Source organism: Clostridium fessum, assembly GCF_003024715.1.
Lineage (GTDB): Bacteria > Bacillota > Clostridia > Lachnospirales > Lachnospiraceae > Otoolea > Otoolea fessa.
Map to the genome: position 1 here is coordinate 25088 of NZ_PYLO01000003.1, position 22531 is coordinate 47618.

General features: G+C 38.6%; 15 protein-coding genes and 2 pseudogenes. 7 read left to right on the top strand and 10 right to left on the bottom strand.

The genetic code is table 11. From position 1 onward, the window contains the following. Positions 1 to 314 precede the first annotated feature (314 nt). From C7U56_RS09460 to C7U56_RS09480, 5 genes are all read left to right on the top strand, one after another. A complete protein-coding gene (locus tag C7U56_RS09460) occupies positions 315 to 656 on the top strand; it encodes a MobC family plasmid mobilization relaxosome protein (RefSeq protein WP_002596375.1) in 342 nt (113 codons plus the stop codon). Then, the gene (locus C7U56_RS09465; RefSeq protein ID WP_002596374.1) at positions 605 to 2008 is read left to right on the top strand and encodes a relaxase/mobilization nuclease domain-containing protein; all 1404 of its coding nucleotides are present in this window, start codon (positions 605 to 607) and stop codon (positions 2006 to 2008) included. The genes C7U56_RS09460 and C7U56_RS09465 overlap by 52 nt, the downstream gene beginning before the upstream one ends. A gap of 217 nt (positions 2009 to 2225) precedes the next feature. After that, complete coding sequence (locus C7U56_RS09470) at positions 2226 to 2573, top strand: helix-turn-helix domain-containing protein (RefSeq protein ID WP_002596373.1); 348 nt, start codon at positions 2226 to 2228, stop codon at positions 2571 to 2573. Between the two features lie 231 nt (positions 2574 to 2804). Then, entirely contained in the window at positions 2805 to 3191 is a 387-nt protein-coding gene (locus C7U56_RS09475; RefSeq protein WP_002596372.1) for a BlaI/MecI/CopY family transcriptional regulator, read from the top strand. 1 nt (position 3192) lies between these two features. Continuing rightward, the gene (locus tag C7U56_RS09480) at positions 3193 to 4998 is read left to right on the top strand and encodes a BlaR1 family beta-lactam sensor/signal transducer (RefSeq protein WP_002596371.1); all 1806 of its coding nucleotides are present in this window, start codon (positions 3193 to 3195) and stop codon (positions 4996 to 4998) included. Between the two features lie 141 nt (positions 4999 to 5139). On the opposite strand, the gene C7U56_RS09485 is transcribed toward C7U56_RS09480, so the two are convergent. Together C7U56_RS09485 and C7U56_RS09490 are read right to left on the bottom strand one after the other, a co-directional pair. After that, positions 5140 to 6135: a hypothetical protein gene (locus C7U56_RS09485; RefSeq protein WP_002596370.1), complete on the bottom strand. Its 996-nt coding sequence runs from the start codon at positions 6133 to 6135 to the stop codon at positions 5140 to 5142. 108 nt (positions 6136 to 6243) lie between these two features. Continuing rightward, a complete protein-coding gene (locus C7U56_RS09490; RefSeq protein WP_233430241.1) occupies positions 6244 to 6666 on the bottom strand; it encodes a hypothetical protein in 423 nt (140 codons plus the stop codon). A 1761-nt stretch (positions 6667 to 8427) separates the two neighbouring features. Between C7U56_RS09490 and bla the strand changes: the two genes are divergently transcribed. Further along, the gene (gene bla, locus C7U56_RS09495) at positions 8428 to 9321 is read left to right on the top strand and encodes a class A beta-lactamase (protein WP_002567442.1); all 894 of its coding nucleotides are present in this window, start codon (positions 8428 to 8430) and stop codon (positions 9319 to 9321) included. Positions 9322 to 9688: 367 nt separating this feature from the next. Here the strand turns inward: bla and C7U56_RS09500 are convergent, their stop codons facing one another. After that, entirely contained in the window at positions 9689 to 10201 is a 513-nt protein-coding gene (locus tag C7U56_RS09500) for a type I restriction endonuclease subunit R, EcoR124 family (RefSeq protein ID WP_002567441.1), read from the bottom strand. Between the two features lie 46 nt (positions 10202 to 10247). On the opposite strand from C7U56_RS09500, the pseudogene C7U56_RS09505 reads away from it, so the two are divergent. After that, positions 10248 to 11376 (top strand): annotated as a pseudogene (locus C7U56_RS09505) (IS3 family transposase); the annotation flags it as partial. A 254-nt stretch (positions 11377 to 11630) separates the two neighbouring features. On the opposite strand, the gene C7U56_RS09510 reads toward C7U56_RS09505, so the two are convergent. The 7 genes and pseudogenes from C7U56_RS09510 to C7U56_RS09540 all read right to left on the bottom strand — a co-directional run bounded on the left by C7U56_RS09510 (position 11631) and on the right by C7U56_RS09540 (position 22526). Next, positions 11631 to 11891, bottom strand: coding sequence for a helix-turn-helix domain-containing protein (locus C7U56_RS09510; protein ID WP_107001042.1), 261 nt, complete (start codon positions 11889 to 11891; stop codon positions 11631 to 11633). After that, a pseudogene (locus C7U56_RS09515) lies at positions 11884 to 13338 on the bottom strand (type IV secretory system conjugative DNA transfer family protein); the annotation flags it as partial. The gene C7U56_RS09510 and the pseudogene C7U56_RS09515, both read right to left, overlap by 8 nt. 168 nt (positions 13339 to 13506) lie before the next feature. Next, complete coding sequence (locus tag C7U56_RS09520; RefSeq protein WP_002596367.1) at positions 13507 to 14778, bottom strand: DUF6070 family protein; 1272 nt, start codon at positions 14776 to 14778, stop codon at positions 13507 to 13509. Beyond that, the gene (locus C7U56_RS09525; RefSeq protein ID WP_002596366.1) at positions 14778 to 16019 is read right to left on the bottom strand and encodes a DUF6070 family protein; all 1242 of its coding nucleotides are present in this window, start codon (positions 16017 to 16019) and stop codon (positions 14778 to 14780) included. The genes C7U56_RS09520 and C7U56_RS09525 overlap by 1 nt, the downstream gene beginning before the upstream one ends. Further along, entirely contained in the window at positions 15967 to 18081 is a 2115-nt protein-coding gene (locus tag C7U56_RS09530) for a penicillin-binding transpeptidase domain-containing protein (RefSeq protein WP_002596365.1), read from the bottom strand. Before C7U56_RS09530 ends, C7U56_RS09525 begins: the two co-directional genes overlap by 53 nt. A 185-nt stretch (positions 18082 to 18266) precedes the next feature. Beyond that, complete coding sequence (locus tag C7U56_RS09535; protein ID WP_002596364.1) at positions 18267 to 18494, bottom strand: transposon-transfer assisting family protein; 228 nt, start codon at positions 18492 to 18494, stop codon at positions 18267 to 18269. 3 nt (positions 18495 to 18497) lie between these two features. Beyond that, on the bottom strand, positions 18498 to 22526 hold the full coding sequence (locus C7U56_RS09540) for a YodL domain-containing protein (RefSeq protein WP_002596363.1): 4029 nt from the start codon (positions 22524 to 22526) through the stop codon (positions 18498 to 18500). Positions 22527 to 22531 lie beyond the last annotated feature (5 nt).

Here is a 22531-nt window from a genome sequence, read left to right on the forward strand (position 1 = left end):
ATTGCTTCTGCCCAACTGCAAAGTCGAATTATCAACGCTATCCATAACAAGGGCGGTAACGCCCTACTGTGTTGCAAACCGCTCGCCTATACTCACGCAACACGCAAATTCCCTACGGGTAATTTGCAGAAGAATAGCAAGCACTGCCTGTGTTCCCTCACAGGCACCATTTCCGCAAGTTTCTACCAAGTGAAAACTTGCAGAAATTGGCTTGCATGGGGCATATCCCCCTGTCCCCCTAAAAGCAAAAACAACCGCCGGCTACGGCATATTTGAAAATCTTTTATACAAATAAGGAAAGGACTGATACTGCAATGGCAAACCGAGAAAGACAAAATGAACTTAAAATCTATCTCAGCGATGACGAGCAATACATCTTAGATCAGAAATGGAAAGCCTCCGGCATGAAGAGCAAATCCGCATTTATTCGGCATCTGATTTTGTATGGCTATGTCTACGATGTAAACTACGAACACCTGCGGGAATACAACACCACGCTCGCCCGTATCGGCAATAATCTGAACCAGATTGCCAAGCGGATGAATGCTACTGGCAATGTTTATAAAGCCGATGTAAACGAAGTAAAGGAGCTGATGAAACAGGTATGGCAATCACAAAAATCCATGCTATCCAGGCAACCGTCCATAAGGCAGTAAACTATATCTGTAATCCCCAAAAAACAGATGAAAGTATTCTCATTTCTTCCTTCGGATGCAGTCCTGAAACCGCTGCCTTTGACTTCAAATTTGCTCTGTCAAAAACAAATCAGGCAGACCCCAACAAAGCCTTTCATCTGATACAGGCTTTCGCTCCGGGAGAGGTATCTTATAAGGAAGCACATCAGATCGGTGTGGAGCTTGCCAACAAGCTGTTAGAGGGGAAATTTTCTTATATCGTTTCCACTCATATTGATAAAGGTCACGTTCACAACCACATCATTTTCTGTGCCGCAGATAATGTGAATCACGAAAAATATCATGACTGTAAACAGACCTACTACCACATTCGCCGCCTGAATGATGAGCTGTGTTCCAAGCATCAGTTATCCGTCATTTCTCCCACAAACCAGCGTGGTAAAAGTTATAAAGAATGGACATCCGGCAGAAATGGCACCTCGTGGAAAATCAAGCTCAAGCAGGACATTGATGAAGCAATTCAAAACGCTGATACATATGAACAGTGCATGGAGCTGATACGGGCAAAAGGTTATGAAATCAAAGGCGAAACCATTGGAGGAAACGCCTTAAAGTACATTTCCTTCCGCCCCCTTGACCGGGAGCATTTTGTCCGTGGCAGCTTAAAGTCTTTGGGTGCAGAATACACCAAAGAACGGATTAAGGAACGGGTAGAAACAAAGGCTTTAGCACAGACACAAAAACGTGTCCCATTCCCTGCCCGAAAGAAACCTCTTATCAAGGATTATTCTTCCCGAACGCTCATTGACACCTCGGAAGAAAAGTTCACGCAAAGCCCCGGTCTGCAGCATTGGGCAGCGATTGAAAATCTCAAAATCGCTGCCAGCAGTTACAGTAAAGCAGGTTCTATCATCGAGCTTGAAAAACAGATTGAAAGTAAGTCTGTTCTTGCAAAAACCGCACGGAACAGTCTTGTGGAAACAGAACGTCAGCTAAAGGATTTAGGACAGATATTGAAATACGCTGAACAATATCAGAGCAATCATATCTATCACATCCGTTACCGGAAATCGAAAGACCCTGACGCTTATCTCCGCCACCATGAAACAGAACTCCTGCTCCATGACGGTGCAGAAAATATGCTGAAACGCTTTGGAATCAGCTTAAAACATTTTGATATTGATAAGTTTCGTAATGATTACAATGCTCTGTATGCCAAGAAAGAAGCCTTGCAGAAAACCTATAAATCTGCTGAAAAAGACATACAGGCTCTCAACCGAAAACTGGATAATCTGAACCAGTATCTTGACCGGACTCCGGGACAGGAACAGACCACAAACCACAAACCGGAAAAAGACTTTACAACGCTCTGATTTCCCCACAAAAAAGGTGTATCGCGTTGAAGTTTTATACTTCTTTGCGATACACCTTAGTGTGTAATATGCTGCTATCTCAAAACTTTTCACTATTCTTTTTCTATGTATTTTCCCATACTTTACATCCATGTATTACGCTCCATATCTACACTGTATTCTATTGCAATTCACTCGTTTTAATAGGTATTGTAAACTACTATCGAGGTGAATTATAATGCATGACATAAAACAAATTCTTGCCATTGCAGTGCGTGAAGCCCGTACCGAACTCGGACTTTCACAAGAAAAGCTGGCTGAAACTCTTAATATGGATACCCGCACCATACTAAATATTGAAGCCGGACGTGGTAACCCCAAATATGATAAGCTGTATCCTTTGATTACATATCTGAAGATACCCGCCGATAAGATTTTCTACCCAGCCAACGCAAACCAACATCCAAATCTCCAAAAACTCCTGACCCTGCTGAATGACTGCACGGAACAGGAGGCTGCGGATTTATTGCCTATGGTTCGTTATCTGCTTGATCTGCTGCACAAGCAAGACCATCCAACTCTGTAAGAATGCCAATAGACTCCTTGTGACTCTATTGGTTTTCTTATTTTCAAAGCACTTTATTTACAATTTCAATCATCCTGATTCCACTCCTTTTTTTAATTCTTACTTATGTAATATTTGAATTATTACATAAGTAAGATTTCAAGTCAATCTATTTTCTCTTAAATTGACAACTACACAAATAACATCTATAATATTTTTATTACAGCCGTAAGATTTAAGGAGGGATTTGAAATGAGCGATTTACCACAGATTTCTGAAGCTGAATTTGAAGTTATGAAAATCGTATGGAAACATGCGCCGATCAGCACCAATGAAATAACTGATAAATTATTACAGACTACGAGCTGGAGTCCAAAAACAATACAAACTCTAATTAAACGTCTAGTGAACAAGGGCGTTCTGACTTATGAAAAACAAAGTCGGGTGTTTGTTTACACTCCAGTTGTGAAAGAAAGTGAATACATCGGTCAGGAAAGTAACTCTTTTCTAGAACGATACTACGATGGAGACATCACTGCCATGCTGTCTGCATATATAGAAAATGACAGACTGTCCGAAACGGAAATAGACACTCTCCGCTCTCTTCTTTCCAAGAGGTCAAAAAAAGGAGGTAATTAACATGGCTGATTTTATGATACGCTTTTTAATATGCAATGTATTTATCAGCGGTATCATCGGAATTCTTTTGATAGCCAAGCGGATATTCAAAGGCAACCTATCCAGCCGGATGCAGTATAATCTGTGGTTCCTGCTACTTGGATTGTTGGTAGTTCCTTTTATACCGTTCCGTTTAATTGGGTTTCCGCAAATTCTCTCGTGGCTCAGTAGCCTGAAAAGTTCTCCTACTTCTGGCACCAGAACCGCCATAGGAGAAGCTGTTGGGATCAATCCAGCCGGAAATGCAGACTGGATGAATGACTTTGCCCTTTCGGTAAATAGTGAGACTCCATCCAGCATCGGATACATACTATTTGGAATATGGCTTGTAGGCATCCTTGCAATGATTATATTGGTAATCAAGTCCTCTATCCGCTTACAGAACTTGAAAAAATCTGCACTTCCCCTTCAGAACCCGGAAGTCCGAAAACTATATCATCGATGTATGAAAGAAATGGGAATTAACAGAAATCTCCATGTTTACAGTACTGCATTTTTGAAATCTCCGATTATTGTGGGGCTTTTGAAACCTTGTATTTATCTGCCGATTCATCTCATCTCAGATTATAACGAATCGGACATGCGATACATGCTGTTACACGAGCTACAGCACTATAAGCACAAAGATGCTATTGCCAACTATCTAATGAACTTTGCCGGAGTAATATATTGGTTCAATCCTCTTGTCTGGTATGCTCTGAAAGAAATGCGTAATGACAGAGAGGTTGCCTGTGACACCTCTGTTTTAAAGATGCTTGAGGAGGATGATTATGCAGATTATGGTAATACACTGATCAATTTTGCGGAAAAGATTTCACTTACTCCATTTCCGTTTGCCGCCGGTCTTGGTGGAAACATGAAGCAGATGAAACGGAGAATTATCAACATTGCATCTTATGAGAAGCCGACATTTATAAAAAGAGTAAAAGGTATGACTGCATTCATGTTGACTGCTGTCCTTCTCCTTGGATTCGCACCTTTTATTTCTACATACGCAGCAGATGGAAGCCACTACCAATGGGATTCCTCTTCTGAGAATATTTCCTATGTAGACCTCTCCACATACTTCGGAGAATACGAAGGCAGCTTTGTTTTATACGATTTGGAAAACGATGCATGGAGTATACATGACATGGAGCATGCCACCTTACGGGTTGCTCCAAACTCCACCTACAAGATATACGATGCTTTGTTCGGATTGGAAGAAGGCGTCATTACACCGGAAAATTCGTTCATTGCATGGAATGGAGAAACCTATCCATTTGAAGCATGGAACGCAGATCAGACCTTACAGTCTGCAATGAACTCCTCTGTGAATTGGTATTTTCAAGCAGTAGACGAACAGCTTGGAACCTCTGACGTTTACAGCTATGTTCAAGAAATCGGATATGGTAACGAAAACATGAGTGGCGATTTCTCCTCTTATTGGATGGAATCCTCCTTGGAAATCTCTCCAATAGAACAGGTCGAACTTTTAACCAAGCTGCAGAATAACAGTTTCGGCTTCGCCCCTGAAAATATCAATGCAGTAAAAGATGCCATCTGCCTTTCAGCTTCCGATGCCGGAACATTCTACGGAAAGACCGGAACTGGCCGTGTGAATGGACAGGATGTAAACGGATGGTTCATCGGTTATATCGAAACTGCAGATAATACATACTTTTTTGCCACCAACATTAGTGCAGACAGCGATGCTACTGGCGGCAACGCAACTGAAATAACCATGTCTATCTTATCAGACATGAATATCTGGGTATCACAGAAATAACAAAAACGAGTAAAGGTTAACTGTAGAATTAACTTTTACTCGTTTTTTCGAGGCTTATAAATATTAAATGTTTTTCTCCCTTTTCGGAAAAGTGAGTTGTTAAATTACAGCTTTCTGTACATCATCGGGTGCTTTCCCGAATTAATGCCAATCATTTGTTTTCTCATCCGTAATCTCCAATGTCTCAGTATCTATTAGATAGAAATCCACAACCTTGGTGGAAGCTACTTCATTACCGGATTTGTCTTTGAATTTAATTTGATAAACATATTCTCTTGAACCATTTTCAACATAAGATTCATTAATAATAATGTAATGCGTTGCTATAGTTGAAATACCATCTTGCTCGTATACTTGCTCCGCAATATTAACGTAAGGATATCCCTTAGCCGAAATATTATATGCCAGAAACTCGCTGAGTTCATCCCCAGCCTTTACTCCTTGGTATGACTCGGTATTTCTGATATAAGTTGCAACAGCTGTTAGTTCCTTCTTATAGGACTGAAATTCTTCTGTCATAGGATAGCCGTCACTGTCTGTATCTATTGCTGTGTCATCCTCCTTCTTCTGTTGAGAAAATATATTTTCATTATCTATTCTCTCGTCTTCTGAATCATCAGTTATTTCAGTAGTATCATCCATTGCAGCATTTTCTTCTATCATACTATCATATTCGTAACCATCAACAAATGGATCAAATCCGCCTTTTCCAAAGTAATCAGTAAAAAGTACTTCATCACCTGTAATAAGTGGATTTCTGTATTCATAATAATCAACATATACCCGCAGAAAGGCTCTCACATAGGCAACACATTTTATTCCGTCTTTTTCAACTATATGCATCGGTTTATAAGTAAAAGCAAATATTAAAATGCAAATATAAGTCAAAGGTATGAGACAAATGGCTTCAACACATATTGCTACATATTTCACATAGTTCTTTCGTATTTTTAGCAATAATTGAAATATGCCCAACAATATTCCTATTGTTATGATTCCGATTACCGCATAATAAAACCATTCTATAAACTTCAGATGGAAAAGCGATAATATGCCGTGAGCACCTGCAAATAACGTAGCGGCTACAAGTGTATCTAAGAGTATATACTTAGAATAATGCTTTAAAATATCTTTCATCTGAAAGCCTCCTTGTCATGCAGACACAATTACAAATTTATATTTATACATTGATGGAGAGCGGGAACACAATTCCGAAAAGGGACATGTTTTTTCTTTTTTTAATTACTACTTTTTGCAATATTCATAAATATTAAATGGTTCTTCTCTTTTTTCAAATAAGATATCAGCTTCTTTAATAATCTTAATAAGTTCTTCTGTCTCTACACCTACTGTTTTTAGTACAAGTAACTTCTTTTCATTCGTTATGAGAAAGAAAAAACCTTTGTACAAAAAGACTCTATCTATTTCTTTAAGTTCACAGATCTTTTTATCTTCTAATTTTATTCCCTGAATAGCAATTTCCACTTTGTTATATCTTGATTTATTCCATACAAATTCATGGACATTATTTTCAAATTTTTTTCCCTTAGATTGAAACCAAATAATCCAAATCAATGCAATAATAGAAATCCCCATTCCCACATAAAACATCGGATAACTCTTTACAAAATAGCAGCCGATTGATAACAAAAATAATACTGGTGTCATTATATAAATAATTTTCCTTCTATTATATTTTGTCTTAAGTAATTGATATGGCATAGCATATTCTAACGAAAGCATATCTGAAATTACACTTTCTATATTATCTGATATGAATATTTATAAATTATAAAAGTAACAATCATATAGATAAGAAAAAACAACATAACTCAATCAGTTTAGTTTAATACGATTCTTTAAATTGATAAAAGGATGGTACACAAAAAGATAAACTGCCCATATTGTGTGGACATCATATAAAAAACATTCTTGTTAAGATAATATTTGAGTTTCCAACGGAGTGGCGATGCCACTCCTGTTTTTCATTGGATGCTTTAGCTTAATAAAACCCCTAGTTCTACTAGGGATAAATAAAATACTTTAGTATATTTTTTTGAATGATAATTACTATGGATTTACGAATTATCAACTAAAGGATATACAATATTTAATTAACATACTGTATTCTCAATTATAGTACCTGTTTACAGGTTGCAGTGCAAACAAATACGATGATATTTTTTCGATGCCCCTTTTAGGGGTTGGCACGTAATATCCCTTCTAGGGGTTGCTCAAACCACTAGTTTACTAGTGGTTTTGATTGGATATACTTATGGTTATAAAAGATGTCTGACAGATATAAAATATCCTGTTATGTATGCATATAAGAAATATCCGTTACCCATTTTCTGTGTCGGCAAATTTCTGGCAACAACCCATATTTCTTCATAATTTGCTGGAATGTTTTCGGAAATCATAATATCTACAGCAAGATATCTCGAAGAAACGATACATCATTGATAATGTATAGCACACTTTGTGTCTATATATAAACTCATATTGCACTTGTACTCTCACATCCATTCTTCTAATCGCAGAAAATTCCGTAAAAGTTCATTTTTCATCTTCAGGCACTCAATTTCTTACTGATATTCTCTGATACTAGCTGGTTCTGTCTGTTTTTAGGACGTCCTCTGTATTTTAGCAGAAGCCCAGCAATAAGACGAGTCTATTCCCGATTATAGTAATTGATTCAGTTTTCAATTTGTCGAATCTCTAATTAAAAGTATTTTACAAGCTTACGGATTGGTTTTTCCTACTTTACACATAGCAATCAGCTTTGGTTCAATTATTTGATATGCGTGTATTTACTTTTTGCTATAATAAAACCTGCTCATATAATCAAGTGTTTTTTGTTGAAACCACAGGCTCCTTATGTGATTCTATTATTTTAAATAAGGGGGCTTTTTGTCATTGTCCGTTTTTATTGGTTCAGTTCACTTTTTATGCTCAGATACAATAGGAAAAATTATTTTAAATTTTGCTTGACTTTTAAATATTACTATTGTAATATTTAAAACGTGCTTCACACAATAGACTTATTGCTATATTTTCTCAACTAAAATTTTATATTGACAAATACATATAGAATTCATTTTATTTATAAAGAGAGGTGACAAAACATTTTTAAAATCTTAATACAAATATGTTGAGAAAAGATAAACTATGTTGGATTATAGTTCGTAAGCACAACTAAAATGAATGGTTTACTAAATTTAACCTAAATAAAGAATTATATATTGTGACAAATACAACTCTCATATCCTTTAAAATGGAAATACTACTATTTTATTATGGATTTGCAATGAAAAACTTGAAAGGTGGAGATAATATATTACAAATGCATAAGTTAGCTATATGAAATGATATAAATGCTTCAAAAATTCAAAATTCTATGTATAATCTATATTTTAGGAGGATAAAGTTATGAAACACAACAAAATTATCATAAGTATTTTAACGATCTTTATCATATTATTATCTGTTGGATGTAGTAATAAACAAGAAAACATTCCTGATAGCAATGAAAATGTTAATGCAGATTATGATTCTCTATTTCAAGAACTGGAAGAAAAATATGATGCTACATTAGGAATTTATGCACTTGATACAGAAACTAATAAAGAAATTTCTTATAATGCAGATGAGAGATTTGCATACTGTTCAACATATAAAGCTTTAGCTGCCGGTGCCATTTTAGAAAAATACTCTATTGAAGAACTTGATAATGTAATATATTTTGAAGAAGAAGATGTTTTATCTTATGCACCAGTTGCAAAAGATAAAGTAGATACTGGAATGACTATTAGAGAAATATGTGATGCTGCAGTTAGACAAAGCGATAATACTGCTGGAAATCTACAATTTACTCTTCTTGATGGACCTAATGGTTTTAAACAATCATTAAGTAAAATTGGTGATACTGTAAGTGAGCCTTCTAGAATAGAAACTGAATTGAATGATGCTGTACCTGGCGATATAAGAGATACTAGTACTCCTAAACAATTGGCTTTCAATTTGAAAGAATATGTAACTGGAGATATATTGTCAGATGATAAAAAAGAGATTTTTATAGATTGGATGTCAAATAATGCAACTGGTGATGAATTAATTCGTGCTGGTGTACCAAGTGATTGGATTGTGGCAGATAAAAGTGGTGCTGGTTCTTATGGAACACGAAATGATATCGCTATTGTAACACCCCCAAATAAAAAACCTATATTTGTAGCTGTACTTTCAAAAAAAGCAGAACAAGATGCAGAATATGACAATAAACTGATAGCAGATGCCACAAAAATCATCTTTGATTTAATATCATAAAAATTGATTCACTCAAAAATAAATTAATATACCAAAATACGATTACAAAAGTTTTATCTTAGAAACTCTCAAAAAGAACCATAGATAAGATTATTTTCAGATAATCATGGATGCAATACTTAGAAGATTTCACCCATATGCTATATATACCATCTAGCTGATGGCATGTCAATAACAAGTGGCTTTCTCACCTGTTTAACTTGTCAAAAACCCCTGAATTTTATCCAAAATTCAGGGGTTTTTTGACAGTCTGATACCACCATTATGGTGGTCAGGGGATCGACAAAACTTAAAATTTCATTCATACAATACAAGCCCTTTCGGCAGGAACAAAAATCAATTTTGCCAATATGGTTTTATCATAATTCTAATTTTCTTCTTTTTCTGACTGCATCTCCGTAATACCTAAACCAAAGTATTTTTCAAAAAATGCTTTCAGTTTCTCAATAACACCTTGCTTTTTCTTGGCTCTGCCACTACCGCCAAAACGGGATACCGGAGGCATGAGCTTGTTAATTTCGGTTCCAGTCGTTTTCAATACTCCATCGCGGAACGCATTGGACACAAATTTTCTGGTTTCTTCTGGTTTGAGCTTTTCTGCCATAATAATTTTAGCAAGGTCATTTTCTTCCTGAGTAAGCACAAATCTGCGCCAGTCAGTTGTAACTTGTGTGTCTACATTGACACGATTGATAAAGGCTTCAATCAATTCTTTCTTGCTGCGAAGCTGCATACTGGCATCTACTGCCTTACGGATCGAAGTGAGAATTTCCTTATCCTCACAGTTGCCCTCATGATATTGCTCGACCAACATCAATATGTAGTCGATATTTGGATCTATATTAAATAAGTGGACACGATTTATAAACAGATGTACCATAATACTAGACACCAAAAGGAGGTATCTTTATGGCTAAAAAAATTATTATGATGAGGATTTCAAACGAACTCTTGTTGATCTCTATCATAATGGCAAAACGCAAGCTTCTCTAATCAAAGAGTATGGTGTTTCTCAAACTGCTCTTTCCAGATGGATCAAGCAATACTCCACTGTTGAAACATCTAATGGTGAAATTCTGACCGCTAAACAGATTCAGGAACTTCAGAAAAGAAATGCTCAGCTTGAAGAAGAAAACCTCATCCTAAAAAAAGCGATTGCCATCTTCACGCTACACTCAAACAAAGATTAAGCACAGTTTATAAGCTTCGATTACAGCACAATATCAAAACCCTCTGCCGTGTTCTCAACGTAAACCGCAGTACTTATTACAAACATTTTTATTCTCTGCCTTCTTCCAGAACCATTGAGAATCAGAACATCAAACAAATGATTCTACACATTTACGCTGACTACGATAAACGCATCGGTGCTTATAAAATTACATATATCTTAGGTCGTGACTATGGCATTTTCATCAGCGTCGGTCGAGTGTACCGCCTGATGCATTCCATGCAGCTTCCGCCTATATCCACAATAAAACCAAAATCCATTTCTCGCCCAAAAGAGTTGTCCGGCTGTTATGCTAATCACCTGCATCAAGCCTTTCATCAAAAAGCTCCCAACTTGGTCTGGACAAGTGATTTTACATATCTCAAAGCCGGAGGTAAGTGGTATTACCTTTGTATCATTATGGATCTTTTTCTAGAAAAATTATCTCTTGGAATATATCATCCAGACCCAATGCAGATCTGGTAATCCAGACCTTTCAGAAAGCATATCATACCAGAAATTGTCCTGCTGGACTGATGTTTCACTCTGATAGAGGATCACAGTACATAACCTTTGCATTTCGAAAACTGCTTGATGAACTGAATGTTGTCCAGTCCTTCTCGAAAAAGGCATATCCTTTTGATAACGCCTGCTGCGAAAGTTTCTTCAAATATCTCAAAAAAGAAGAAACCAATAGGCGTAATTTTCGCACCTATCGTGACCTATACCACTCTGTCTTCCAGTATATCAAAGACTTCTATAACTCTCGCAGACCACATGGTTCTTTAGGCTATCTGATACCAGACGAAATGGAAACAACATTCTGGGAACGACAAGGAATCTAGGCATTCCCAGAAAATATATTTAAAAATCGCGTCTTTTTCATTGACTATAGTTCAAAACCCTATATATATCTATCAAATGTTTCATTCTCCTTTTCAATAAGATTTTTTTCTGTATACTATGTAACTGTTAAAGTGAACAGTTCACATTCTCGGCTCACATTGAGCCATACCATAGCTCACGCCGAAGACAGACCTCCCCCTTTGGCGTTTTTCATCGTTTTTTGAGGGGGGGATTTTTTTGTTCTTTTTCAAATTCATTCAATAAAATAGAGATTGCTGCTTTTTCCGCCATTGTCACGAAACCGATTTTCTTTTTTGATGTATGCACTTCTTTCCAATTCTTGAATGGAACGCTTCACTGATGCCAAAGAAAGATGCAGATCTTTCGCTATGGTTTTCATGGAGGGATAGCAGCTTTTTGTTTCTTTACTGGCACGTTCACAAAGATATAAATAAACAGATATGGCTTTACTGGAAAGCTCTGTATCCTGATAGACCTTCATTTTGTCAATCATAACTTTTTTCCACCCCTTTCATGGTTTTCGATATGTTGCATAACGGCTTATCTTGTTCCTGCATTGGGCGTTTGACGGGCTGTTGGAGAGGATTTTGGGGCAGACCGTATTTTTTTGCAATGGCTTCCTCAATGGTCTTTTTATTTGCGTAATGCACCTTTCTCACCACTGCTTGACGCATTGGATATGTTTCATTCAGTTCGATTCCCCACTCAAAAAACAGCTTCAGCTTCGTTTTCATAGGCTTTACGCCTGTTCTTGTGACGATGAACGTATCTTTTGGCATGATTTTAAGCTCATCTGGCGTCATCAGTGGTCTGCCTGTCATTTGAAGTGACTTGGATTTATCTCTGCCTTGTGAGATACTTCCTGTCATAACTGTCCTATCCCCCAGCGTTTTGGACAGTACATTGGCTGCTTCGGAGTTTGGTGCAAAGCCGCCATATATGCAGACCTGACAGTTATCAATGATGATGTCCGCACCTTCTTTGCCATAGTTCTTTTCTAGCTGTGCCAATGATTGTATGATAGGCACAAAGCTGATTCGTCTGGAACGGCTGGCAGAAAACATCATTTCCGCAGATTGTATAGCTGGCAATGTACCGAACTCATCCAGGAAGAACATAACTCTGTTTGGCAGCTTGCCACCCATTTCATCAGCAATGGAAAGCATTTCTCTGTATAACTGCTGTACGATCAAAGAAATGAGGAAATATTTGCTGTCATCTTCCTCCGGCATAATCAAAAACACTGCTGACTTGTTCCTACAAAACTTTTCCGTATTGATTTTCGTTTCAAAGCAGAGCAGCTGTTCAATTTCAGAATCAAGAAAAGCATTCAGTCTGGACAATGCCGTTGACAGCACAGACGCCATTGCCTGGTCTGAAGTATTCAGGGCGGCACCAGACAGCCATCTTGCTTTATGTTCTTCTGGAAGACGTTCCATCAACAGCTTGAACTGACTTTTGCCTTTCACTTCCGATGGTCCCAATAAATCTTGAATCAATTTGAACACACTGATGATATGCCTTTCTTCGCCTTTTTCTTCTTTCTGTTCCTCTGGCTGAAACAAAATCTCTGCTTCAACATCTTTTTGAAGAATGGCTGTCTGTGCTTTTGGCAAAAAATCTATATCTTTGTCAATGCAGGCTTTTCTCATCTGTGCTATTTCCTTTTTTCGCTGCTCCAAAGCTTTCTGTTTTCGTTTTGCCTGTTCCAACGCAAGAGCGTAAGGTGAGCAGAACTCCGCAATCACCAATATCACAGCAGTGATCAAGCCTTCTGCCGAATCATAGAAGAAAGCATTTTGTCCTGCGTTGGCAGAATCAAATCCACCGGAATTCATAACGGTTTTAGATATTATCTTTGCGTACTTCTCTGCTTTTGCCTTTGCCACAAGGGAATCTGTCTGCAAATATTCATCCATGTAATGGTTCACCATATGAAGCATCTCCTCCGTGGAAGATACATCTTCCGTATCTTTCACAAGAGATTCATCCACAATACTATCTTCTTTTCCACAGGCACATACGAAGCATCCAATCAGAAATGCCATACTCAGCAAAATGCTTTTTTTCTTTAATGCCATAATATCATCCTTTCTTTCAAAGCAAATTTAATGTGCTTTTGCTATTGGCGGCAGTTCCAACTCTATTTGTTCTATAGAATTGGAAAGATACCTGAAAGTTCCGTCTTCAAATGGCTGGACCACAACCGTATTCCGAAAAGCGAGATCAGAATTATAATCCGGCCATACTCCATCCACGATAAGTGTAATCGTTCCATCCGCATTTTTTGTATAGTCAACTACTTCTCCGAAAGGTGGGTATGGGCTGGCATAAATCATCTCATATTCATAGCTATTGCTGCCCTCATCATATCCACAATGCTCTCTCAACTGTTCTACCGATACCGGAAAATAAGTAGTCATTATCCTTTCATATTCCTCTGCCGGAATCTTCCAACCCTCAGTTTTCAGATTTTCCCCCGTAGAAATCCTATAAACATCTTCATACATACAAGGCATCAGAATGTCCTCCACATTGCTGCTATCCCAATCTGTAACGAGCAGATTGTAATTCACATAACTTAGTCCTGATATGTATTTCTCCGTTAATTCCTGGCAGTCTTCTGGTAGCGGTTCTATTCTCCAATACTGTCTCAAACTTGCATGTGCAATCACATATTCATATGCGTAGATAAAATATCCTTTTTCGGTCAGTTTAATCTCAGCCACATTACTTACCGAAGTTCCCTGTATTTCTGGCATACCACCTTCTCTCCACCGAATTCCTATGTAATAGGTCTGCAACTCACCTTTCCGATAGATAAAGGTAACTGCTCCAATCAGCCCATCTCTCTGTACTTCAAATACCGTAACCATCGAGTCTTGTCCATCCAGGTAATCTGCATAAAATGCTTCGATTGCTTCATGATTTTGCATAGCAGTATCTTCTTCAACACTTACCAGACCGTTTCTGCCCAATTGCTCCACCACAGCTTTCCTCTGCTCTTTGGTAAATTCACTAATACCGGAAGAGTAGCTTAGTGCATCTGCAATTACAATATCCTTATAGATTTCTCTGACCGATTCTGCTGCTGACAAAACCGTACTCTGCAGTTGCTCCTTCTCCTCTTCTGTAAGGAGATCATCACTGGCTTGCGGAATAAACCAATATGCTGACTCTGTGGAAGTTTCCGCATTCTCGGCTTCTTCTGTTTCTGCTTCGCTATTTTCGATTTCTACAGGTGGCTCCCATACTTCTTCTGCCACCTTTTGCTTTTCTGTATGCAGTTCTCCCCAACAGACCACTCCGGCTATTACGAAAATCAACAGCAGCAAAATCGGAAGACCACATTTTCTAAGCAGCCATTTCACATCTTCCATTATTCGCCTCCGTATAATTCTTCCCATTCTTCTAACGTCAACCGTGGCGTATGCCATGTTTCCTCAGAATTATCCTCGGAGGGTATAATTCGATTGGATACATATTGTACCCCGCCATCCTCCAAAGGACGAACCACAACCTCGTGGGCATATACTTTGGAATTTCCCGAATATGGAAATACCACATTAGCAGTAAGTGTAATTGTTCCATCACTGTTCTCCGTATACCCGATTACTTCTGAATATGGGTATTCCGGATACTCTACTTCTTCGAAGCCTCTCGGTTTGTATTCATAGGTCGAATCCTCCGAATCATAGACAGTTTTGGATTGCAGCGTTTCACTATCAATATTGAAATATTTCATAATAACGCTTTCAAATTCCTCTTTTGGAATCCGATAAACTGCACTGACTGACAAATTGTCATCTGCAACATAAGGAACATACTGACCATTCACTTTTGGATAAAGAATGTCATACATATCATAGAAATTCAAATCCCCAAAATCTTCTTCACTCCAATCCACAATAAACATATTATTCTGTTCAAAGCTGATTGGAAGAAGATATTTCCGACTCAGTTCCCTATATGTTTCATCCAATGGCTGTACTCGTAATGCGGTATGCTCCTCTGCTCCACTCAATGTAAGAACGTATAATTCTTCTGAAAACCAGACACCAGAAAACATCAGGTAACCTTCTTCTGTATAATTCCAATACTCTGCTTGATACCTCCCAGTAACTTCTTTCTGTATTTCTCCATTTTCGTATCCATAATAGCTTCTGACCACATCTACATTTCCGTCTTTTGTGTGCAAATCGTATTTTACAAATCCGCCCAAATAGCCGACTTCAAGAATCGTTATATCTGCTTCTTCCTGTGTATCCACCTTTTCACAAAATTCCAGTACCTGCTCCGCTTCCGTCATATTCACTTGATTTCTGCTGTCAACAGCAGGATACTCGTTTTCTCCAAGACGATTTACAATACTCCGAATTATTTCCAAATCATCTAACTTATTTTCCTCTGCTGCCTTGTCATAAAGATCTATGCAGATGTTTATAATTTCTTCTTCATTCTCCTGTTCTTCTTCTGAAACGTCCTGAACATCAATTACTGTTTCCGAAACTGTATCTTCTTCCGGTGGTGTATCGCTACACCCCGAAATACTAAACATCAGTACAAAACTAATGACTGCTAAACCACTCTTCCAGAACCAGGCTGTCTTTCTTAACAACATATCCGCTTCCTCCTCTTCCTTTCACATCTTCTACCATACTGATAATCAATATAGGACATTCCGTATCTTCTGCTGTAAAAATTGCAAACCATCCTAATTCTGTACCCGAAGTATCATCCTTCGATGCCTTTATTTCTGCCGTACCTGTTTTTCCTGCTAAAAGAATGTCATCTCGATGGGCTGCATATCCAGTTCCATTAGAATCATTCACAACCTTCTTTGTTCCTTCCAATACACGACTTGCTGTCTCGTTAGAAAAGGCACCCGGAATCCAATACTCAGCTTCCGCTTCATTCTGATATACCAAATAAGGCTTTATTACATTTCCCTCATTACAGAAAGCAGAATAAATACATGCCATATGCAACGGGTTCACTAAAATCTGTCCTTGTCCGTAACCGCTGTCAGCTAACTGTATTTCAGTTTCAATGCCTTCTGTATTGGAATACTGAGATTCTGCCATCTTAATCTCAAATGGTAGTTCCTCATTGAAACCAAGCCGTATCAAAGAATTCTCCAACTCATCCGATCCAATCTTTAATGCTGCTTTTGCGAAATAAATATTATCAGAATAAATCAAGGCTTTCTCTAAAATGACTGGTTCATACGCATGAAGCGTTGTTACATGATATGAACCCCACGATGCATCTTTTTGCCAACTTAATCCTACGTTCCCGTAATCTTCCATTGGATCGATTGCTCCTGATTGTAAACCAATCGCAGCTATAATTGGTTTGAAGGTAGATCCCGGACACCACACTTGCCGGAACCGATTATACATTGGCTTATTCTCATCCTCGTTAAGTACAGTCCACTGCTCACTCGATAATCCCATAATAAAATCGTTATTGTCATAGGCCGGTGTGCTGACCAAAGCCAATACCTCTCCGGTATAATGATTTATGGCTACTGAGCAGCTTTTATCTTCCTTAAACTGTTCGTACAAGGAAACCTGCAAATCAGTATCTATCGTAAGCCGGATGTCCTGCCCATGCTGTACCAGGATACAAGCCAGTTCCTCCTTCTCTTTATCTTCCGAATTTACAATGTAAATCCTGCAACCGTTCTGGCCTTTCAGTTCTTTCTCGAACAAGCCCTCCATTCCGCTTCTGCCGATTACACTATTGGCTGTATAACCTTCTCCTGCATGTTCCTCTAAATCTTCCGCAGTAACGCTTTGAACATACCCGACCAAATGCGCAGCGGCTTCCCCTAATGGGTATTCACGCACTTCAACATCAGATATCATCACTCCGGGAATCTCCAGCAACTTATCATGCCTTTCTTTCTCCTTTAAAACTTCTTCCTCTGGACTGATAGACATTAACTCAATTTCTTCCACTCTTGGAATCGTTTTAATAGGTACAAAAGAATCATCCTTTACCCACTTTGCAGACAGGTTCTTTTCTATCACTTCCGTTGTGATTTCCAATAGTCCTGCAATCTGTGCGATTGCTTCCTCTCTGTTTTCCAACTTGCCCGGAACAATTCCAACTGAAGATGCTGTACCTTTTCCTGCAAGGACACGTCCGTTCCTATCCAGAATTTCTCCTCGCTCTGCCTGTGTAGTGGAAACTCTTACTTTATCTGCAGAAGTCAGATTAGGAAAAATCATGGAATCATCCCAAACCAATTTATATCCTTCTTCTCCATTTATAAAAAATGCCTCATTCTCAAAGCTGATAGTTCCTGCCACTGTATCAAACGAAGTCAAATATGTTACTTTTTTATCTTCCTCCACATACTCGACATTTTTTATCGACATGTTTTGCATTTCAATTCCCTCATAAATAGTGGAATTTCTCTTCAGAAAATCTTCCTTACTGATATATCCAGATGACTCCAAATCAATCATTGCATACATTTCTTCGTATTCTTGTTTTGGAATATGCATCATATACTCTACTAAGGTAGTATCTGGTGTTTTACACGCATTTTTTCTTTTATATAATACTGTTGCACTCACAACTACTCCAATCAAAGTAATTGTTAACATCAACACTATAATGCCCAACATTTTTCTATATCTTTGTATTCTTTTGGTTCTATGTTTTGCCTTCATCGTTACCTCCATTTCTTATTCATATCAATGTACTACGCTTATATATTACAAGTGTAAGATTTTAAGGTAAAAAAATTTACTCCCTTTCGCTATAAATATTACACCCGTAATATTTATCAGTCAAGTTCTTATTCAAAAAGACAGAACACAGCCACCAAAAGCCATGTTCTGCCTTACGTTTGATGTTACTCTGCCGCTACAAACTCCATCTTCATAAATTCATGATCCGTCAATTCCTTTAATTTTGCAAGGACACATAATGACAATTCAACCATCTCATCATCCTCCAGATGTTTCAGAGTCTTATTGATACCATTTATGACATTTTTTCTGCCTCCCACATCTAAATCTATACCTTCTTCCATAAAAATACTGATTAAATTACTCTCTTCTACGGTAAATCTCTTATTCATCACTTACATCTCCCTCTGACTTTTCTTTTCATTTTCTTGAACATCATGTTCTTTCGATTGCCCTTCTACCTGTGACTTTTTCTCCGCAAGACGGGATTTTAAGGAAATCCTTACTGTAGGCTTCTCCTCCATTCTCTTATTTTCTTCCCTTTGGGCTTTCTCCCCAACACCATTATTCAGCACATTATCAATCATATTATAATTCTGTTCTTCTGCCTCCTCAATCTTGGCAAGCGGCTTATACTCTGTCAGTTTTTCCAGAAGCTCCGTTGCTCGTTTTATTTCCTCTGGTACAGCTCCCTCCGAAATAATGTCTGCAAGCCACGTTGTTAAATGTCCGGTATCGCCCTGTTTTATGGATTCTGCAAGCTCTGATACATTCTCGGTCATATTTCTTGTACTATCGTGATACAGTACAGTATCATAATCGTAGCAAAGTCGGTCAAGTTCTACTGCAAGCTGTTCCTCCTGTGGCAAGTCCGGCATACGCAGTTCCCACACTCTTGCTTCCATTTCTTCACTCATCACGCCATCTATCTCCATATCGGGCAATTTAGCCACCAGTTCCGTAATGACTTCCATTGCCTGCGGATTGTTTTTAATATCAGGAACATAGTCCAAAACCCCAAGGTCAATCCTCTTTCCAGATAAAACATCAATCTCGTAATCCTCGAAGGGTTCCGCCCCTCTCTCTATGATATTGATTCCAATTGCCGGAATACCATTCATCCTCTCCGATGGTATCTGCTTCCAGATTGCTATGGCTTCATCCACCGTAGGAATATTCTCATAGCATTCACCAAGATTATGAAATTCGCCACATTCCGAAACAGTTAAAGTTACTTCTGCCTTCTCCTTTTCCTGCTCTCTTGCCTGTCTGACACCCTCCAAATATTCCTCCACCTGTGGCAGATAGGTTTCCAGTGTACCTGTTCGCTGTGCTGTAATAGGGTTGATGTCAACTTTTACTTCTCCGATATGAAGTCCGCCCTCATTAAAGGCATTAAACAAATCGTCCTCCCGTTCCGCCGTGGAAAGTTCCACAACCACATCAAGGTCAGAACTTTCATGCTCCAATCCCCTGCACCTGCTTCCGGTCACAGCAACATCCACAATCGTTGCATCAATGTTATACTCATCAATCTTTGCCTGCACATGGCATTTCACAGTTTCCTCGATTTCTTCCGGATTCATTTCACTAATATCATGGAATAATTCCCCGGTCTTTGCCCTAAAATCAGCCACCACACTGCTTGGTGTACTCTCCGGAATAATACGATTTGCTTCCTCTGCTTTTTCCATCAGTCCATCATAATCCATCGGTATCAGTTCATCTTCTCTTTGGATATTTCCTTTTGCACCATTGTAATCCGGCTGTGACTTCAAATCCTCTAAAATATCATGTAAGGCTTCCCTTATCGTCACATCAGGATTATCATAAATTCCTCCGTCAATCTCCTTATAATCAGCTCCCATAATGGAATAGTCATAACCGCCCTCTACTTCCTGAATGCTGATAAAACGGTCTGCAATAGAAAATGCCAGTTCTGTTTCCTGTTCACTTTCCAAAGTTTTTTTCATTTCCGCAAGCACCTGTTCCGTTTCATCGCCAAGATCAATGATTTCATCTCCATCTATTTCCGGTTCTGTCTTTTGGACATTGTGTCCAGAAGTGTCCTGCATTTCTTCCTTTTCCGGTGTCTGCTCCCGTAAAAAATCCGGTATTTCCGTATATCCAAAAAAATCCACAAAATGAGCCGTATTCTGTCCGTTCTGATGAAGCACCACTATATCGCTGACAGATAGCGAATGTCCTCTGAAATCTTCTGGGTGGTCAAGGTTGAATTTTTCAAAGATTGCCTCTAAAGTTGCCCCCTGCGTCTCTTTTTGCAGTTCAGATAATTCGCCCACATATAAAAGTGTATAATTCTCTGGTTTAATTGCATCAAAATTATCTTTTGTAATGCCCATACGCTTTAAGGATTCCGTCCCCTCAAAACGTAAGGAATCTAATTCCAGATTAGGCTTTAATTGATAAATTCCATATTTATCAGTACTAGCATATAGGAGCTGCTCTTTTCTTGCCATTTCAGGTGTAATAACAGATCCGTCCTCATAGTTAATAGATTCCACCCATGTGATACCTAATTCTTTTTCTATTTCAAATTCCAAATCAGTTCCATAAAAAGCATTATGAATTTCTGCCACATCAGTATCTGAAATAGGCTCTGAGGTCTTGAATACCGCAGTTCTATCCCCACCCATTTCTTCTATATCGACAGCCACAACTGGATACGGGTATGTATATTCTCGCTCCTGTTCGTCCATTAAGATAAGTGTAATCTTAGTCTGCTGTTTCAATGCTTTATTCCATGTTTCCTTTTCAACCCCAAAGATACCTTCATGCTCTTCTATACGCTCCCTGCTTTCTGCCAATGATTCCGTACCGTCAGTATGAAGCAAATATACATGCAAATCATGTTCAAATAATTCCAATGCTTTCTCTTGTGTTAATGGCAGCATTTCATTCCATTGATAGCCATATTCCCTCATTTCCGACAAACCAATCATCGGATCAGGCAGGGCATCAATCTCCGCCTTTGCATCAATTATGGTCAATGCCACATCCTGTTGGACATACTGCTCCCTATATGCCAGTTTCTCTGCAAGTTCCCTTGTTTTATTCATATCATCAAGTTTATAGGCATAATTTACAATCAGATTTCGCTCCTCAGACGTGAAAATATTTTTTTCTGCCTCCAACTGATTGATAAGTTGTTCTGCCTGCCCCATGACAGATAAATTGGTATCAATGGGTTGTTCCACTCTTTCCTTTACATCAATAAGCTCGTCTGTATCCATGTTATAGCGGACATCAATATGATATTCCTCCGCTTCTTCCGTCTGCTCGTCAGCAAGTTCGGTAGTCCATGCTCCTTTGCTTTCAAGATAAGATGATATATTCGATTTATCCTCTTCATTCATGGTAGAAAGAGCGGATATAAGTTCTGCACTGTCCATTCCACGGACACTGACAAGATTGTATTCTGAAAAATCCTCGTTATGTACCAGCAGAATGCTTTCCTTTCCATGTTCCTGCTCCATCTCCCGGTTAAGCTGAAGCTCCTGCATTGCCCCCTCAATGCCTGTAATCAGTTCTGAAGCTGTCTTTCGGATTGTATCAAGGGAAGATTTCAGCTCTTTCATATTCCTACCGCTGCTCCAGCCTGCGATATATCCAAAGGAATAATCGGATGTATCTATACCGAAATGCTGGCACACTGTAAAAGCCACACTCTCCGCTTCCACTTCCTTTGTATTCCTGTCCTTTACCGGAATATCCATGCTCTGATTAACTTCTTTATCATGCAGCATGGAATGAGCCACCTCATGCACCATTGTTTTCAAAGTCTGGCTTTCGCTCATATTTTCCTGAACAGCAATCCGTTTTTCTGCTGTACTGAAATACCCTTTGGAATCGCCGGGAATATCTTCAAATGCAATCGGAACAGGAGAAATATTCATAAGCGCCTGGACAAAATCCTCATATCCCTCCACCGTAGATAACAGCTCATTCACTTCCAGTTCCGGAATAGGCTTGCCATCCGTCTGCGATACATCAAAAACAGATACCGCACGAAAGGCAGGAATGGTAACCTCTGTTTCCTCTTTCTGCGGCATACCGTTTTCATCAAACATCATTTCTCCCGTTACAGGGTCTAACTTATCACGTTCCTCTTTGATTTTATAAGGAGCTGGTGCAAGAATACGGATTGCCTTTTCTCCTTTATTGACGTGCCGCTCAAAGTTCTTCTGCCACGCCTGATAGCCTGCCACCAGCGTAGCTTCCGGCTTCTGCATGGCAATCAGCAGCGTATTGTTAAAACTGTAATTATGAAATTTTGACATGGTGCTGAGATAGCTTTTATATTTTTCACTTTCAAAAAGCTCTTTCAAGCCAGCTTCCAGCTTATCCGTGATCTCTTTGACTTTTTGTTTTTCACTCATGTAAACTGTATTTTTATCTGCCATAATTC

Excerpts from the sequence above, each read along its gene's own strand:
- C7U56_RS09460 (WP_002596375.1), top strand. The coding sequence starts at position 315 with ATGGCAAACCGAGAAAGACAAAATGAACTTAAAATCTATCTCAGCGAT.
- C7U56_RS09465 (WP_002596374.1), top strand. The coding sequence starts at position 605 with ATGGCAATCACAAAAATCCATGCTATCCAGGCAACCGTCCATAAGGCA.
- C7U56_RS09470 (WP_002596373.1), top strand. The coding sequence starts at position 2,226 with ATGCATGACATAAAACAAATTCTTGCCATTGCAGTGCGTGAAGCCCGT.
- C7U56_RS09475 (WP_002596372.1), top strand. The coding sequence starts at position 2,805 with ATGAGCGATTTACCACAGATTTCTGAAGCTGAATTTGAAGTTATGAAA.
- C7U56_RS09480 (WP_002596371.1), top strand. The coding sequence starts at position 3,193 with ATGGCTGATTTTATGATACGCTTTTTAATATGCAATGTATTTATCAGC.
- C7U56_RS09485 (WP_002596370.1), bottom strand. The coding sequence starts at position 6,135 with ATGAAAGATATTTTAAAGCATTATTCTAAGTATATACTCTTAGATACA.
- C7U56_RS09490 (WP_233430241.1), bottom strand. The coding sequence starts at position 6,666 with ATGACACCAGTATTATTTTTGTTATCAATCGGCTGCTATTTTGTAAAG.
- bla (WP_002567442.1), top strand. The coding sequence starts at position 8,428 with ATGAAACACAACAAAATTATCATAAGTATTTTAACGATCTTTATCATA.
- C7U56_RS09500 (WP_002567441.1), bottom strand. The coding sequence starts at position 10,201 with ATGGTACATCTGTTTATAAATCGTGTCCACTTATTTAATATAGATCCA.
- C7U56_RS09510 (WP_107001042.1), bottom strand. The coding sequence starts at position 11,891 with ATGATTGACAAAATGAAGGTCTATCAGGATACAGAGCTTTCCAGTAAA.
- C7U56_RS09520 (WP_002596367.1), bottom strand. The coding sequence starts at position 14,778 with ATGGAAGATGTGAAATGGCTGCTTAGAAAATGTGGTCTTCCGATTTTG.
- C7U56_RS09525 (WP_002596366.1), bottom strand. The coding sequence starts at position 16,019 with ATGTTGTTAAGAAAGACAGCCTGGTTCTGGAAGAGTGGTTTAGCAGTC.
- C7U56_RS09530 (WP_002596365.1), bottom strand. The coding sequence starts at position 18,081 with ATGAAGGCAAAACATAGAACCAAAAGAATACAAAGATATAGAAAAATG.
- C7U56_RS09535 (WP_002596364.1), bottom strand. The coding sequence starts at position 18,494 with ATGAATAAGAGATTTACCGTAGAAGAGAGTAATTTAATCAGTATTTTT.
- C7U56_RS09540 (WP_002596363.1), bottom strand. The coding sequence starts at position 22,526 with ATGGCAGATAAAAATACAGTTTACATGAGTGAAAAACAAAAAGTCAAA.